The sequence below is a fragment of the Paenibacillus sp. FSL R5-0473 genome (genome assembly GCF_038004565.1).
GTDB classification, from domain to species: Bacteria; Bacillota; Bacilli; order Paenibacillales; family Paenibacillaceae; genus Paenibacillus; species Paenibacillus amylolyticus.
On record NZ_JBBORL010000001.1, the window covers coordinates 65,522 to 79,783 of the forward strand.

A 14,262-nucleotide genomic window follows, 5' to 3' on the forward strand; every position below is an offset into this window, starting at 1 on the left:
CAATCTCAACTAATTTAAATGACGAAAGGAATGGATTAATAATGGAAAATCGTTATGCTGCACATCCCAATGAAGTGAAAACGTATGATACATCTCGCCTGCGTGAGGAATTTTTGATGGAGCAACTGTTTGCAACTGATGAATTGGTAACGGTGTATTCTCATGTGGATCGTTATATTGTGGGAACGGCTGTACCTGAGAGCAAGGACATTACCCTTGAAGTGAACCTGAAAGATATCGGAACGAGCTTTTTCCTGGAGCGTCGTGAAATCGGTATCATTAATGTAGGTGGCCATGGAACAGTAACGGCGGATGGACAAGGCTATGAGATTGGAGCGAAGGAATGTCTCTACATCGGTAGAGGTGTGAAGGAAGTTGTGTTCACAAGCAGTGACAAGGCTCAACCTGCCCAATTCTATTTTGTATCCACACCGGCTCATCACACCTATCCAACGGTAAAAGCAACACAAGAACAAGCTCAGCCAAATCATCTGGGCAGCATCGAAACTTCCAATGAGCGTACGATCTATCGTTACATTCACCAAGGAGAAGGCGGAATTCAGAGTTGTCAGTTGGTGATGGGCATTACCGAACTCAACAAGGGTAACATGTGGAACACGATGCCTGCACATACCCATAACCGCCGTTCCGAAGTATACTTGTACTGGAACTTGCCTGAAGACGGTGTTGTATTCCACATGATGGGGGAGCCGAACGAGACGCGCCATCTAGTTGTACGTGATCGCCAGGCGATCATTTCCCCAAGCTGGTCCATTCACAGTGGTGTGGGTACAAGCAATTACACCTTCTGTTGGGCGATGGCTGGTGAGAACCAGACGTTCGAAGATATGGACGGCGTAGCGATGAAAGACCTGAAATAATAAATTACAGATGTCTGAGTTAAATTGACAGGGTAGACACTAGAACGGAGGGTACAGAAAGGACCAGAAGAAGCGAAGCGTGCGCCTTTATCACCAGATTTCTCCCTTTAAATAAGGGATCAAAGGAAATATGGGGATAAGAGTGATCGGAAGGTTTTCTGTACCCGAAGTGTAAGTGCGAAACTACCATTTAACTCAGGTAATATAGGAAGTTGATTATGATGAATCCATTGAAAAGACATGAAAAAATTATGGAGGCTCTGCTGGAACGCCAGGAAGTAACCGTCAGTGATCTGAGTGAGTTGTTGCAGGTGACGGGTAAGACTGTGCGAGAGGATCTCGACAAGTTGGAGAGTATGGGACTGCTCGTACGTGTCCATGGTGGTGCTATGCTGGCTCAGAATGACCAGTATGGCATCTTGAATAGCCGCGGAGTTACCGAGAAGCATCATTCGGAGAAGACGGAGATTGCTGAACGTGCCCTTGCTTACATTCGACCTGGAGATATCGTTGCTCTCGATGGTGGCAGCACTACGCTGGAGATGGCCAAACGTCTCGATAATCAACCGCTGACGGTGGTGACTAATGATCTATTCATCATTGCGGAGTTGACCAAAAAGGAGCAAGTGCGACTGGTTGTGCCTGGCGGGGCGCGTGTACGGAATATGTTGGTTGGGGATGATACGGCTGCGTTTATATCCAGTCTTAACATTCATAAAGCCTTTATATCCACGACAGCCCTTCATCCGGAATTTGGATTATCCATATACACGGGAGATCTGGTTCCTTTGAAAAAAGCAATGATATCTGCCTCGCAGCAAGTATACGGCGTTGTGGATCATTATAAATTCGGACAATTTGCACTGCGAACTTTCGCCCAGTGTTCGCAACTGGACTATATTATCAGCGATAGTCGTTTGGATGAAGAGACGGCTGCCTTATACGAGCAGAGCGGTGTCACAGTGGATTATCAAAGTTAACCTCATTCATTATTCATGGGATTAAAGAACGGACGGATCTAAGGATTGCATATCAAAACCATGCGGAGGAATCATTCATGAACCCATTTGATTTAAGCGGACAAGTTGCACTGGTGACAGGTACCTCGGGAGGACTTGGACAAGGGATGGCCATTGGTTTGGCAGAAGCAGGTGCTGATGTGGTGCTGGTCTCTTATTCCAAGCCTGCGGCAACGGCAAGTGCCATTGAAGCACTCGGACGCAAAGCTTATGTGATTGAAGCGGATTTAAGTCGTGAAGATGAGTTGTCGGCTGTGTTCGAACAGGCGCTTGCGTTCCAGGGCAGAATTGACATTCTCGTCAACAATGCCGGAATCATTCGTCGCACACCTGCGGCTGATCATGCAGTTCAGGACTGGCATGATGTAATTGGTCTGAACCTGAACACTGTATTTTTCCTAAGCCAATTGGCAGGCAGACATATGATTGAACGCGGAAGTGGCAAAATCATTAATATTGCATCCATGTTGTCCTATCAAGGTGGGATCAACGTGCCAGGGTATACAGCCAGTAAACATGGCGTTGCCGGTTTAACCAAAGCACTCGCCAATGAATGGGCAGGGAAGGGAATCCAGATTAACGGTATCGCACCTGGTTATATGGAAACCGATAATACTACCCAGATCCGTGCGGACGAGAATCGTTACCGGGATATTACAGCCCGTATTCCTGCTGGGCGTTGGGGAACACCTGAAGATCTGAAAGGCCCGGTTGTCTTTCTGGCATCTGCCGCTTCGGATTATCTGAATGGTCATGTGCTGAATGTCGATGGCGGCTGGATGGCACGTTAATCACTTGATAATCGGATTAGCATAAGGAGGCAGTGAGATGAAACTTGGTATTCTGGCACATACATTTGGCAAACAGCCTACAGCACAGCTTGCGCAGACGATTGCGGATAACGGATTTAATTCCGTACAGCTGGCGCTGGCCAAAGCATTATCAGATGTGGACTCATCGAATGGCAAGCTGAGCCCAGGGCTAGCGAATGAGATCGGAGATCAATTTGCACAGCGCGGGGTGAAAATTGCGGTACTGGGCTGTTATATTAATCCGATTGACCCTGATCCGGTAAGACGACGTGCGGACATTGATCGATTCAAGGAGCATCTGCGTTATGCCCGGGATTTTGGTTGCAGCATGGTAGCAACGGAGACCGGCGGCTTGGACACCTATCAGGATACACATCCGGATGGATATGAAGAGAAGGCGTGGAGTGTGCTGAAAGAAACGGTTGAGGAGTTGGCTGAGGAAGCGGAGAAATGGGGCGTGCATGCGGCGATTGAGCCTGTGTCGACACATACTCTTCATACCCATGAACATATGACACGTTTGTTTGAAGAGATTCCTTCATCAAATCTGGGGATGCTGTTCGATCCGTGTAATCTGATCAAACAACCACATGCAGCAGATCAAGGGGCTTTCTTGCGCGAGGTGATGGAATCGCTGTATCAGCGCATAATTGTGATCCATGCCAAAGATGTAGCCTTTGATGCACAGGGAGAGAAGTACAATCCGGTACCTGGGGCAGGGATACTGGATTACCCGTTATTTTTTGAATTGCTAAAAACGTATAAGCCACATATCGATATTTCACTTGAAGGCGTAACTGCGGAGGAAGCTGTACCTGCGGCCAAACATTTGCGTGAAGTATGGAGTGCAGTTCGGGTCTAACCAAACCCAGGATGAGGTATTGCATACCGAAGCTAAAGTAGCTGAAAAACCTTTGCGAGTGCAAAGGTTTTTTTTGGTACAGAAATCGATAATGTACATATTTAATTTTTCTTATCGGAACAATCGGAAATAAGTCTTTTCAAATGCGACATCTTGTGAGAGAATATGGAAAACATACGCCACCATGCGAAGACATCAGGAACTTAAAGAACGTATATATTGAGGGAGGATTCAGATTTATGTCAAACGAACGTGAGCTTTCATTTGAAACATTGGCAATTCATGCAGGCCAGGAGATTGATCCAACCACCAACGCACGAGCTGTGCCCTTGTATCAGACAACATCGTATGGATTCAAGGACACCGAGCATGCAGCTAACTTGTTTGGTTTGAAAGAGTTTGGCAACATTTATACCCGTCTGATGAATCCAACAACCGACGTGTTTGAGCAACGGATTGCGGCGTTGGAAGGCGGAGCTGGAGCGCTGGCTACAGCTTCTGGTCAGGCAGCCATTACGTTTTCACTTCTGAATATTGCTGGTGCAGGTGATGAGATCGTATCTTCGGCGAGTTTGTATGGAGGTACATACAATCTGTTCTCGACGACTTTGCCGAAACTGGGTCTGGACGTAAAATTTGTGGATTCCAGTGATCCTGAGAATTTCCGGGCAGCGATTACGGAGAAAACGAAAGCATTGTATGCCGAAACGATTGGTAATCCGAAGGGGAATGTACTGGATATTGAAGCGGTGGCAGCGATTGCTCATGAACATGGAATTCCTTTGATTGTGGATAATACGTTCCCAAGTCCGTACCTGCTTCGTCCCATCGAACATGGAGCAGATATTGTCGTTCACTCTGCAACGAAATTTATTGGCGGTCATGGTACATCCATTGGTGGCGTTATCGTGGATAGCGGAAAATTTGACTGGAAAGCAAGTGGCAAGTTCCCTGGATTGACGGAGCCGGACTCCAGTTATAACGGTGTTGTATATACGGAAGCGGTTGGACCGATTGCTTATATTATCAAAGCTCGTGTACAGCTATTGCGTGACCTGGGTGCAACAATCTCTCCATTCAACTCCTGGTTGCTGCTGCAAGGACTGGAGACATTACATCTGCGCGTAGAGCGACATAGTAGCAATGCCCTTGCGGTTGCGGAATTCCTTGAGAAACATGAGGACGTGTCTTGGGTAAGTTATGCAGGTCTGCCGAGCCACGGTTCTTACGAGCTTGCACAGAAGTATCTGCCAAGAGGGCAGGGTGCCATTCTGACCTTTGGAATCAAAGGTGGTGCGGACGCAGGTCGCAAATTGATTGAAAGTGTCAAACTGTTCTCTCACCTTGCAAACGTGGGCGATTCCAAGTCACTGATTATTCACCCGGCAAGTACAACACACGCGCAGTTGACCGAAGATGAACAAACTGCAGCAGGCGTTAATCCGGAATTGATTCGTTTGTCTGTTGGTACCGAGAACATTCAAGACATTATCTATGATCTGGAGCAAGCCATCAAGGCAAGTCAGGGAGCAAGCGTAGGCGCGTAAATGGCATTTGGATGAATCACTTAAGTGATATGCCATAAACAGGTCATATGAATATCAATAGATGGTTAAAGCCGTTGTCCCCCGGGACAGCGGCTTTTTGTCTTTTTGAACACGCATGTATGACTATCCATCGAAAAAGCCCATTTACAAATGTGGATCACAGGCATATACTGATTGAAAGTTGTATTGAGTAAACACAATTGCATAAGTGCAAAAATGATTATCATTCTCATTCGAGATTATGTCAAAATCATTCATAAAACCATGCTGCTGCGGGATTCCCGCAGCAGCATGTGTCATTTTTAGGGCATTAACAATGGCTCTCATTCTCAATACAACTTCATTTTTGGGAGCGGAATTTAGCAGACTCGTCATCCGCAAACCTACCATTCGAAAGGAACGTGATTCATATGCAAGCGATACATCAACCACTACACAGACAGAAACAAGCGGGACAGCGCTTATCCCAAACACCAGGCCCAAACCGGGGACGTAAGCCTGATTTTCGAGCCATGTTGCAGAATAAAGAGATGCAATCTGCATTGGGCAGCGGGCTGTTGATGCTGATTGCCTGGGGAACTGCACCGTATTTCGGGACTTTGTCCATCATGCTCTACATTGTGGCGTATGCCGTTGGCGGTTGGAACAAAGCGAAGGAAGGTATCGAGACACTGGTCAAGGAACGTGATCTGGATGTAAACCTGCTGATGATTGCCGCATCCCTCGGGGCAGCAGCCATTGGTTACTGGAATGAAGGTGCGATGCTGATCTTTATTTTTGCACTCAGTGGTGCGTTGGAAAGTTATGCGACAGAGCGCAGTCATAAGGATATCTCATCTTTACTGGCGCTGAAGCCAGAGACTGCACTGCGTATTGAGGATGGACAGATGAACCTCGTGGCTATTGATGATCTGCAACCTGGTGATCTGCTATTGGTCAAACCGGGAGAACTCATCCCAGCAGATGGTGTCGTGTACCGTGGGAGTTCTTTTATCAATCAGTCGTCCATCACCGGAGAATCCCTGCCTGTGGACAAAGTTGCGGGGGATGAAGTCTATGCAGGTACGGTAAACGGGGTGGGTGCTTTATACGTAGAGGTTACAAAATCGGCTGAAGGGTCACTGTTTGGCAAAATCATTAAAATGGTGGAAGAAGCGCAGGCAGAAGTGCCGGATTCCCAGCGTTTTATGGAGCGGTTTGAAGGAATTTACGCACGCATTGTTGTAGGGGTGACTTTACTTGTGATTGCAGGAACTCCACTACTGCTTGGCTGGACATGGAATGAGGCATTTTATAAAGCCATGGTGTTTCTGGTTGTTGCTTCACCTTGTGCATTGGTGTCTGCCATCATGCCTGTCATGTTGTCCGCGATGTCCAGCAGTGCGCGCCGTGGCATTCTCTTCAAGGGTGGTGCCCATATGGAGAATATGGCTCGCACGCGGGTCGTGGCTTTTGACAAAACAGGTACATTGACCATGGGCACCCCGCAAGTCACCGATATTATTACGGCTGAACATGTAGATCGTACCCAGCTGTTAGCTGCGGTAGCGGCGATTGAGAACCTCTCCATGCACCCCTTGGCTCGTGCCATCGTAGATCAGGCGAACAAGGAAAACATTACACTTCAGGAAGCAGAGCACGTACAGGCTCTAACAGGCTGGGGCATCGAAGGAACGGTAAACGATGTGGTCTGGAGCATTGGCAAAACAAATGTAATGGAATCGTTGCAGTTAGAGAAGATAAAGGACGCTAACGTTGATGATTCAGATGAACATGATGTTAACCCTGTGAAAGTATCTTCTGAGTGGGGTGATGTATGCTCTCGTCTTGAAGGGGAGGGAAAAACCGTATCCGCTGTTATGGCTGATGGTGAATTAGTCGGGCTGATCGCGATGCGGGACACGGTACGGCCACAGGCAGCAGCTGCAGTGAAAAAGCTTGAAGCGATGGGTGTAAAAGTTACCATGTTAACAGGAGATCGAGCCAGATCAGCTTCTGTAATTGCGCGTGAAACTGGAGTAAGCATGGTCTATGCAGACTTGCTGCCTGGAGATAAGGTGAAGCAGGTACAAGCACTCCGCAAACAGTATGGTCCTGTGCTGATGGTAGGGGATGGTGTCAATGATGCACCGGCACTTGCAGCAGCTACTGTGGGTATGGGGATGGGATTGTCCGGCAGCGGGACTGCACTGGAGGTCGCTGATGCGGTACTTATGAACGATAACATTGAAGAGATCGCTTGGGTGATTGGGCAGGCTCGTCGAGCACAGCGCACGGTGAAGCAGAATATGTTTTTTGCCATCACCGTTATTCTGGCTTTGATTGTTGGTAACTTCCTCCAAGACGTTGCATTGCCTCTGGGTGTGGTAGGTCATGAAGGCAGTACAATTCTGGTTATTCTAAATGGGCTTAGACTGCTACGGTAATAAGATTTGAAGAGGAAAATGAGTAATTGGTTTCGCTGGTAGTATGCGGCTGGTGGAACAGCTTACGTTTGAACCTTGGGTCAGCGGGTAATGATTCGAAGAGACGATTCGATAATAAGGGAGCTGTGAAATATGGGACGTTATGTACAAGTGGAACCAAATGTAAAAGTATATGTTGAAGATATTGGCGAAGGAACCCCGGTTGTCTTTTTGCACGGCTGGCCTGTTAATTATAAAATGTTTGAATACCAATTGAACGTACTGCCGAACCATGGCATTCGTGCCATCGCGATAGATTTTAGAGGATATGGCTTATCGGATAAGCCTTCCACAGGATATGATTATGATCGCATGGCAGACGATGTTCGTGCCGTTATTGATGATTTGGAGCTGAAAGACGCGGTACTCGCAGGATTCTCTATGGGTGGAGCGATCGCAGTACATTACATGGCTCGCCATAAGGGACATGGCGTCTCCAAGCTGGCCTTGTTATCTGCGGCAGCACCTGTGTTCACACAGCGTGAAGGTTATCCGTATGGATTGACTCCAGAGCAGCTGAACGAGCAGATCATTGAGCCAATCTTTGCAGATCGTCCGAAGTTACTGGAGACGTTTGGCGGCATGTTCTTCGCAAAGAAACACAGCCAGGCATTCATGGATTGGTTCCACGCTCTCGGCATGGAAGCTTCATCTTATGGTACCATTCGCAGTGCAATTGCGTTGCGGGACGAGGACTTGCGAGGTGACCTGAGTTCCATTCAGGTGCCAACAGCCATTTTGCACGGGAAAAAAGATGAGATCTGTCCGTTTGAGTTCGCCGAGCAGATGCACCAAGGCATCGCTTCGTCTCAGCTGATTGCTTTTGAAGAGAGTGGTCATGGTGCATTCTATGATGAATTGGAAAAATTCAATTCGGAATTGATTCGTTTCATCCAATCCTGATCAGGAGAGGGCATAATACCTCTGACAGACGATCCCAGTAATTTCATGGAATCTTCATTTGTGGCTAAACAAAGAACCCGGTTGACAGTCTTGGACTGTTCGCCGGGTTCTTTAGTCTTCAATTAAAACAGTTCGGTCAGACCAATCATCGTGATGAGCCCGAGTAAAAAGGACATCGTCGCCACACGTGCATTGCCATCGCCGTGACTCTCGGGAATAAGTTCCTTATAAACAATGAACATCATCGCACCGGCTGCAAAGGCCAGACCATAAGGCACAAGACCAGCTACGAGACTGCTCAAGGTGTAACCAATCATAGCTGTAATAATCTCTACCGCTCCGGTCAGGGTGGCAATACCCAGCGCTTTGAAGCGGCCAATGTTCTGGTTTACTAGGAAAAGGGCCACCAGAAATCCTTCCGGCGCATTCTGCAATCCAATGGAAAAGGCAATGAGATTGCCAAGGTTCTCATCCGAGCTTGCATAGCTGACTCCAACGGATAACCCTTCCGGCAGATTATGCATGGTGATGGCTGCAATAATCATGAAGGCTTTGGTTTCAATTTTAAAAGGCATTTTCTCGGGATTCTCCAGATCGACGTGTGGGATCTTCATCTCCAGCACCAGTAGAACCAGGCTACCAAGCATAATACCAAATGCAAGTACAAAGAGATTCGATTGGCCAAGCGCTTCCGGAATGAGATTATACACCGAGGCCGAGGTCATAATACCTGCGGCGTATGCCAGCAAGATATCACGCAGACGGTGCGATATTTTGCGCATAAATAGAATCGGTACGGCCCCTAGGCCGGTAGACATGGCTGATATAAAACTGCCAATGAGTGCATCGTTCATGCTTCCATTTTCCCTCCTGATGAAGACTTCTTCATAATCGCTGCCGAGCATTGACACCGTACATAAAAGAGATCATAATGAACAACAGATTAGAATGATTATAAATTAGAATTCCGTTTCTGCATAGGGCCATTGTCATATCACAGGCAGGTCTTGTGGACATGATGTGGGCTTTTCGTTCTAGTGTATGCAAAAGCCTAAGCTTTTGATGCCGGAGGGTCTAACCTTTTTGCAGAACCCGGGGGAGGAACTATACATGTATAAATCAATTATTATTGGAACAGGCCCTGCAGGGCTGACAGCAGCAATCTATCTGGCACGTGCCAACATGAACCCACTCGTTATTGAAGGACCACAACCTGGTGGCCAACTGACAACAACGACTGAAGTGGAGAACTTCCCAGGTTTCCCTGATGGTATTATGGGTCCTGAACTGATGGACAACATGCGTAAACAAGCGGAGCGCTTCGGTGCTGAATTCCGCACAGGCTGGGTGAACAACATCGACATGAGCGAGCGTCCATTCAAGATTCAAGTTGAAGGTATGGGTGAACTCGTATCGGAAACATTGATCCTGTCCACAGGCGCAACTGCTAAATACCTGGGTATCCCTGGCGAAGAAACGAATATAGGCCGCGGTGTCAGCACATGTGCAACATGTGATGGATTCTTCTTCCGTAACAAAGAAATCATCGTCATCGGCGGTGGCGACTCTGCCCTTGAGGAAGCAAGCTTCTTGTCCCGTTTCGGTTCCAAAGTAACACTGGTACACCGTCGTGAAGAACTGCGTGGCTCCAAAATCATGCAGGATCGTGCACGCAGCAACGAAAAAGTAGAAATGGCTTTGAACCGTACACCACTCGAAGTACTTGCTGGCGACAACGGCGTAACCGGACTGAAAGTGTTAAACAACGAAACAGGTGAAGAAGAAGTGATTCCGGCAAGTGGCGTATTCGTAGCGATCGGTCACACACCAAACACTGGTTTCCTTGGCGGACAGATCACTACGGACGAACATGGATATATCCTGACTACACCAGGTACATCCGAGACAAACATCCCAGGTGTATTCGCATGTGGTGACGTTCAGGATACACGTTACAAACAAGCGATTACAGCTGCAGGTAGCGGATGTATGGCTGCCATGGACACAGAGAAATACATTGAGAGCTTGGAGCACAGCGCAGTTGTTCTGTAATAGAATGAGCTGATTCCAACCAAACTATAGATTAATATAAAACCATATGAGGTGAATTAAACATGGAAAACGTAATTGTATATACATCAACGAACTGCCCGAACTGCAAATCCGTAAAAACGTTCCTGGCTGACAAAGGTATCTCTTATGAAGAGCGCAACATCGAAACTAGCGATGAATTTGCACAACAAGTATGGGACATGGGTGTACGTGCCGTGCCATTGACTGTCATTGGTGAACACCGCATTCTGGGTATGAACAAAACTCAATTTGCCAAAGCATTGGACGCTTAAATCAGGCTGATTATCTGAATCATCATGTGTTGAAAGAAATTTTCGATTCATATGCAATTCCGGTTTTCGCGAGCCGTTAGGATATAGAAAGAACCGTACCCGGAAGGGTACGGTTTTTTGTGCAAACGCAGAATATGATCTAGAAAAAAATACTCATGAAAGTTTGAAATACAACATAAACCAGCAATCCTGACAGCATGTACATGAAACCAGCCTTCTTTTTGCTCTGAAACAATCGGAGTATGCCAAGGCTGAACAGGGGCGCAAGCACAATCAGGAACAGGAGGACGGTGACAAACATTTGCGCCGAGATATCTGAAGTATCCACGTAGGTCACGCTTTTTTTCACTCCGTTTCGTTATCGGAATTAACACAGCTTTATTCATACAGCCATGACAAAAATCACATAACCCCATTATACATCTGGATTTCTTTAACAAAAAGGGAGGAAATGGGGCGAAATGATGTCAATTTTCATCTGTTATTAGACAGACACCCTGATTTTACCTAAAAACTGGGATATTGCAGAGTAAGCGGCACCAACACGGGTGGAACGGCTGCCCAGAGCTGCCCATTCAATCTGCAAACTGCGGCGGTGATAAGGTAATGTACGTTCCTCGACAACTTGTTTTAACGCTGTTTCAATCCATGGACCTGCTTCAGAGAGCGGACCGCCAATGATAATACGTTCCGGGTTGAAACTGTTAACGATGTTGGTTATGCCAATCCCCAGTTTGCGTCCAATCGTGTTGTATAATTTCTGAACAGCATCGTGGCCTTGCTCCGCATAATGAATAAGCTCGCGTGTGGTATGAGCAGGTAAATTTAGCTGATGGTCCGGGTGCTCGTAGGCTTTTTCCGATGCGTACAACTCCCAGCAACCACGATTACCACAGGAGCAGGGCAGACCTTCCGCTTCAATGGACATATGGCCTGTTTCTCCTGCGTAGCCCCACGCGCCTTTGTATAATTCACCATCTACCATGATGCCTGAACCAATCCCCATGCCTGCACTGATGTAGATCATGTGACGTACACCGATACCTGCCCCAAAATTCAACTCTCCATGGGCACCAGCATTGGCTTCATTATCGATCGTTACAGGCAGTTGAAATTCTTCTTCAAGCATCGAGCGCAGAGCTACCTTCTCCCACCCCAAGTTGGGTGCAAACAGGACCGTTCCTGCCTCATCCACCATGCCGGGCACCCCGATGCCAATCCCAATGACTCCATGAGGGGAAGCAGGAGCTGCTTCAATGAGCTGTTTTGCTGCCAATTTCAATTGCTCCAGTACAGAGGACACGTCATGATGTTCCAAGGTCACTGCGTACTCTGTAATGATGTGTCCTTCCAGATCTGTAAGCACGCCTTTCAAGTGGGTCACACTGAGTTCCAGACCGACTGCATAGCCTGATGTCCCTCGGAACAGCAGCATGAGTGGTTTACGTCCGCCGCTGGATTCACCAGGGCCAATCTCCTGCACCAGGTCATCACTGATCAGATCAGCAACCAGGTTGGATACCGTTGCTTTGTTCAGCCCCGTAACCTCGGACACTCGTGCGCGAGAAAGAGGGGCATGGCGCCGGATCGTATCGAGAACGATCGACTTGTTTATTTTTTTGACCAGCATCTGGTCTCCGGTAATTTTCATATGGTTAAGGCACTCCTATTCTTCTGATAAAAGGGTTCTGACCCACATCCGAAACAAGTTATTCGACTATTATAGCGTAAACAACCATGTAAAAAACAATTTTATTTTACTTTGTTTAACCAATAGACAAAGTATATTCGATGTGATAGGATAACTATGTAAACGATTTCTTAAAACTATTGAGGAGGCATTTTACACATGGCCTATTTTGAATCCGTTAATAAAATTGCATTTGAAGGTAAAGATTCCAAGAATCCTTTTGCTTTTAAACATTATAATCCGGAAGAAGTGGTAGCCGGCAAATCGATGGAAGAACATTTCCGTTTTGGCATGGCTTACTGGCACACATTAACTGCAGGCGGCAGTGACCCGTTCGGTGCGGAGACAGCTGTTCGTTCGTGGGATAAATACTCAGGTCTGGACCTCGCGAAAGTACGCGTGGAAGCGGCATTTGAATTTTTGGAAAAAATGAATCTTCCATTCTTCTGTTTCCACGATGTGGACATTGCACCAGAAGGCAACAACCTGCGTGAGTTCTACAGCAACATTGATACGATTGTTGATCTGATTGAAGATCATATGAAATCCAGCGGCAAAAAACTGCTCTGGAACACGGCGAACATGTTCTCGAACCCGCGCTTCATGTTTGGTGCAGCTTCCACTTGCAACGCAGACGTGTATGCTCACGCTGCAGCACAGATCAAAAAAGGTCTGGAAGTTGGTAAACGCCTGGGCGCTGAAAACTATGTATTCTGGGGCGGTCGTGAAGGTTACGACACATTGTTGAACACAGACATGCAACTGGAGCAAGACAACATTGCTCGCATGTTCCACATGGCTGTAGACTACGCGAAGGAAATTGGCTTTGATGCACAATTCCTGATCGAGCCTAAACCAAAAGAGCCAACGAAACACCAATATGATTATGATGCAGCAACTTCGATTGCTTTCTTGCAAAAATACGGTTTGGACAAACACTTCAAACTCAACCTAGAAGCAAACCATGCTACACTGGCTGGTCATACATTTGATCACGAAATCCGCGTTGCTCGTACAAACGGTATGCTCGGTTCCCTCGATGCGAACCAAGGCGACATGTTGATCGGTTGGGATACGGACGAGTTCCCGGTTGATATGTACGATGCTACATTGACAATGTATGAAGTATTGAAAAACGGCGGTATCGGCCGTGGTGGTGTGAACTTTGACGCGAAAGTACGTCGTGGTTCCTTCGAAGCTGACGATCTGTTCCTGGCACACATCGCAGGTATGGATACGTATGCAAAAGGTCTGAAAGTAGCAGCGAAGTTGATTGAAGATCGCGTATTCGATGACTTCATCGAAAAACGTTACAGCAGCTTCAGCGAAGGTATCGGTGCAGATGTAGTTGCAGGTAAAGCAACACTGGCTTCCCTTGCTGAGTATGCACTCAACAACGAAAGCCCACGCAAAAACCAATCCGGACGTCAGGAATTGCTGAGAGCACAACTCAACCAGTACATCTTGGCTGACTAATAGCGCATTAGGCAGGGTTGGCGCACGTCGACCACCAATGGTTACTCAACTCATATGTGTTGGACATTAGTATCCAAGCTTGCCTATGCACAAGATTAGCTTGTACCATGGAACGCCTGAACAAGCATGACATTCGGACCGTCCCCGACTTTCCCTTGGGAAGACGGGGGCGGTTTTTTGATTAAACAAACAACGCTATTTTTTAAAATTTTTGATATAAATGTTTGTCTAAGATGGTGCATGCAGAACGAAGTGAGCAGAA

The 14,262-nt window shown here is 47.1% G+C and carries 13 protein-coding genes; 10 read left to right on the top strand and 3 right to left on the bottom strand.

Annotated elements, in window-relative coordinates:
• Positions 1 to 41 precede the first annotated feature (41 nt).
• The 7 genes from kduI (at position 42) to MKY28_RS00330 (ending at position 8,489) form a co-directional block, all read left to right on the top strand.
• The gene (gene kduI / locus MKY28_RS00300; RefSeq protein WP_340028346.1) at positions 42 to 881 is read left to right on the top strand and encodes a 5-dehydro-4-deoxy-D-glucuronate isomerase; all 840 of its coding nucleotides are present in this window, start codon (positions 42 to 44) and stop codon (positions 879 to 881) included.
• A 221-nt stretch (positions 882 to 1,102) separates the two neighbouring features.
• Complete coding sequence (locus tag MKY28_RS00305) at positions 1,103 to 1,861, top strand: DeoR/GlpR family DNA-binding transcription regulator (protein WP_282322274.1); 759 nt, start codon at positions 1,103 to 1,105, stop codon at positions 1,859 to 1,861.
• Positions 1,862 to 1,938: 77 nt separating this feature from the next.
• Entirely contained in the window at positions 1,939 to 2,691 is a 753-nt protein-coding gene (kduD, locus tag MKY28_RS00310) for a 2-dehydro-3-deoxy-D-gluconate 5-dehydrogenase KduD (protein WP_036606921.1), read from the top strand.
• A 37-nt stretch (positions 2,692 to 2,728) separates the two neighbouring features.
• Positions 2,729 to 3,574 (top strand): sugar phosphate isomerase/epimerase family protein, encoded by an 846-nt coding sequence (locus tag MKY28_RS00315; protein WP_340934301.1) that lies wholly within the window; start codon positions 2,729 to 2,731, stop codon positions 3,572 to 3,574.
• A gap of 239 nt (positions 3,575 to 3,813) precedes the next feature.
• Entirely contained in the window at positions 3,814 to 5,121 is a 1,308-nt protein-coding gene (locus MKY28_RS00320; RefSeq protein ID WP_036606925.1) for a homocysteine synthase, read from the top strand.
• A gap of 410 nt (positions 5,122 to 5,531) precedes the next feature.
• A complete protein-coding gene (locus MKY28_RS00325; protein WP_340934303.1) occupies positions 5,532 to 7,547 on the top strand; it encodes a heavy metal translocating P-type ATPase in 2,016 nt (671 codons plus the stop codon).
• Positions 7,548 to 7,679: 132 nt separating this feature from the next.
• Positions 7,680 to 8,489: an alpha/beta fold hydrolase gene (locus MKY28_RS00330; protein ID WP_340934305.1), complete on the top strand. Its 810-nt coding sequence runs from the start codon at positions 7,680 to 7,682 to the stop codon at positions 8,487 to 8,489.
• A gap of 122 nt (positions 8,490 to 8,611) precedes the next feature.
• Here MKY28_RS00330 and MKY28_RS00335 read toward each other — a convergent pair whose 3' ends face one another.
• Complete coding sequence (locus MKY28_RS00335) at positions 8,612 to 9,343, bottom strand: ZIP family metal transporter (RefSeq protein ID WP_036606933.1); 732 nt, start codon at positions 9,341 to 9,343, stop codon at positions 8,612 to 8,614.
• A 256-nt stretch (positions 9,344 to 9,599) separates the two neighbouring features.
• Here MKY28_RS00335 and trxB point away from each other — a divergent pair, with 256 nt between their 5' ends.
• Together trxB and MKY28_RS00345 are read left to right on the top strand one after the other, a co-directional pair.
• Positions 9,600 to 10,541 carry a thioredoxin-disulfide reductase gene (gene trxB / locus MKY28_RS00340; protein ID WP_036606934.1) on the top strand — a complete coding sequence of 314 codons (942 nt, stop codon included), beginning with the start codon at positions 9,600 to 9,602 and terminating at the stop codon, positions 10,539 to 10,541.
• A gap of 62 nt (positions 10,542 to 10,603) precedes the next feature.
• The gene (locus MKY28_RS00345) at positions 10,604 to 10,834 is read left to right on the top strand and encodes a glutaredoxin family protein (RefSeq protein ID WP_036668031.1); all 231 of its coding nucleotides are present in this window, start codon (positions 10,604 to 10,606) and stop codon (positions 10,832 to 10,834) included.
• A 139-nt stretch (positions 10,835 to 10,973) separates the two neighbouring features.
• Here MKY28_RS00345 and MKY28_RS00350 read toward each other — a convergent pair whose 3' ends face one another.
• Positions 10,974 to 11,171: a hypothetical protein gene (locus MKY28_RS00350; RefSeq protein ID WP_017692236.1), complete on the bottom strand. Its 198-nt coding sequence runs from the start codon at positions 11,169 to 11,171 to the stop codon at positions 10,974 to 10,976.
• A gap of 147 nt (positions 11,172 to 11,318) precedes the next feature.
• Positions 11,319 to 12,485: an ROK family transcriptional regulator gene (locus tag MKY28_RS00355; RefSeq protein WP_340934307.1), complete on the bottom strand. Its 1,167-nt coding sequence runs from the start codon at positions 12,483 to 12,485 to the stop codon at positions 11,319 to 11,321.
• 198 nt (positions 12,486 to 12,683) lie between these two features.
• On the opposite strand from MKY28_RS00355, the gene xylA reads away from it, so the two are divergent.
• Entirely contained in the window at positions 12,684 to 14,000 is a 1,317-nt protein-coding gene (gene xylA, locus MKY28_RS00360) for a xylose isomerase (RefSeq protein WP_036606941.1), read from the top strand.
• The last annotated feature ends 262 nt before the right edge of the window (positions 14,001 to 14,262 follow it).

Excerpts from the sequence above, each read along its gene's own strand:
- kduI (WP_340028346.1), top strand. The coding sequence starts at position 42 with ATGGAAAATCGTTATGCTGCACATCCCAATGAAGTGAAAACGTATGAT.
- MKY28_RS00305 (WP_282322274.1), top strand. The coding sequence starts at position 1,103 with ATGAATCCATTGAAAAGACATGAAAAAATTATGGAGGCTCTGCTGGAA.
- kduD (WP_036606921.1), top strand. The coding sequence starts at position 1,939 with ATGAACCCATTTGATTTAAGCGGACAAGTTGCACTGGTGACAGGTACC.
- MKY28_RS00315 (WP_340934301.1), top strand. The coding sequence starts at position 2,729 with ATGAAACTTGGTATTCTGGCACATACATTTGGCAAACAGCCTACAGCA.
- MKY28_RS00320 (WP_036606925.1), top strand. The coding sequence starts at position 3,814 with ATGTCAAACGAACGTGAGCTTTCATTTGAAACATTGGCAATTCATGCA.
- MKY28_RS00325 (WP_340934303.1), top strand. The coding sequence starts at position 5,532 with ATGCAAGCGATACATCAACCACTACACAGACAGAAACAAGCGGGACAG.
- MKY28_RS00330 (WP_340934305.1), top strand. The coding sequence starts at position 7,680 with ATGGGACGTTATGTACAAGTGGAACCAAATGTAAAAGTATATGTTGAA.
- MKY28_RS00335 (WP_036606933.1), bottom strand. The coding sequence starts at position 9,343 with ATGAACGATGCACTCATTGGCAGTTTTATATCAGCCATGTCTACCGGC.
- trxB (WP_036606934.1), top strand. The coding sequence starts at position 9,600 with ATGTATAAATCAATTATTATTGGAACAGGCCCTGCAGGGCTGACAGCA.
- MKY28_RS00345 (WP_036668031.1), top strand. The coding sequence starts at position 10,604 with ATGGAAAACGTAATTGTATATACATCAACGAACTGCCCGAACTGCAAA.
- MKY28_RS00355 (WP_340934307.1), bottom strand. The coding sequence starts at position 12,485 with ATGAAAATTACCGGAGACCAGATGCTGGTCAAAAAAATAAACAAGTCG.
- xylA (WP_036606941.1), top strand. The coding sequence starts at position 12,684 with ATGGCCTATTTTGAATCCGTTAATAAAATTGCATTTGAAGGTAAAGAT.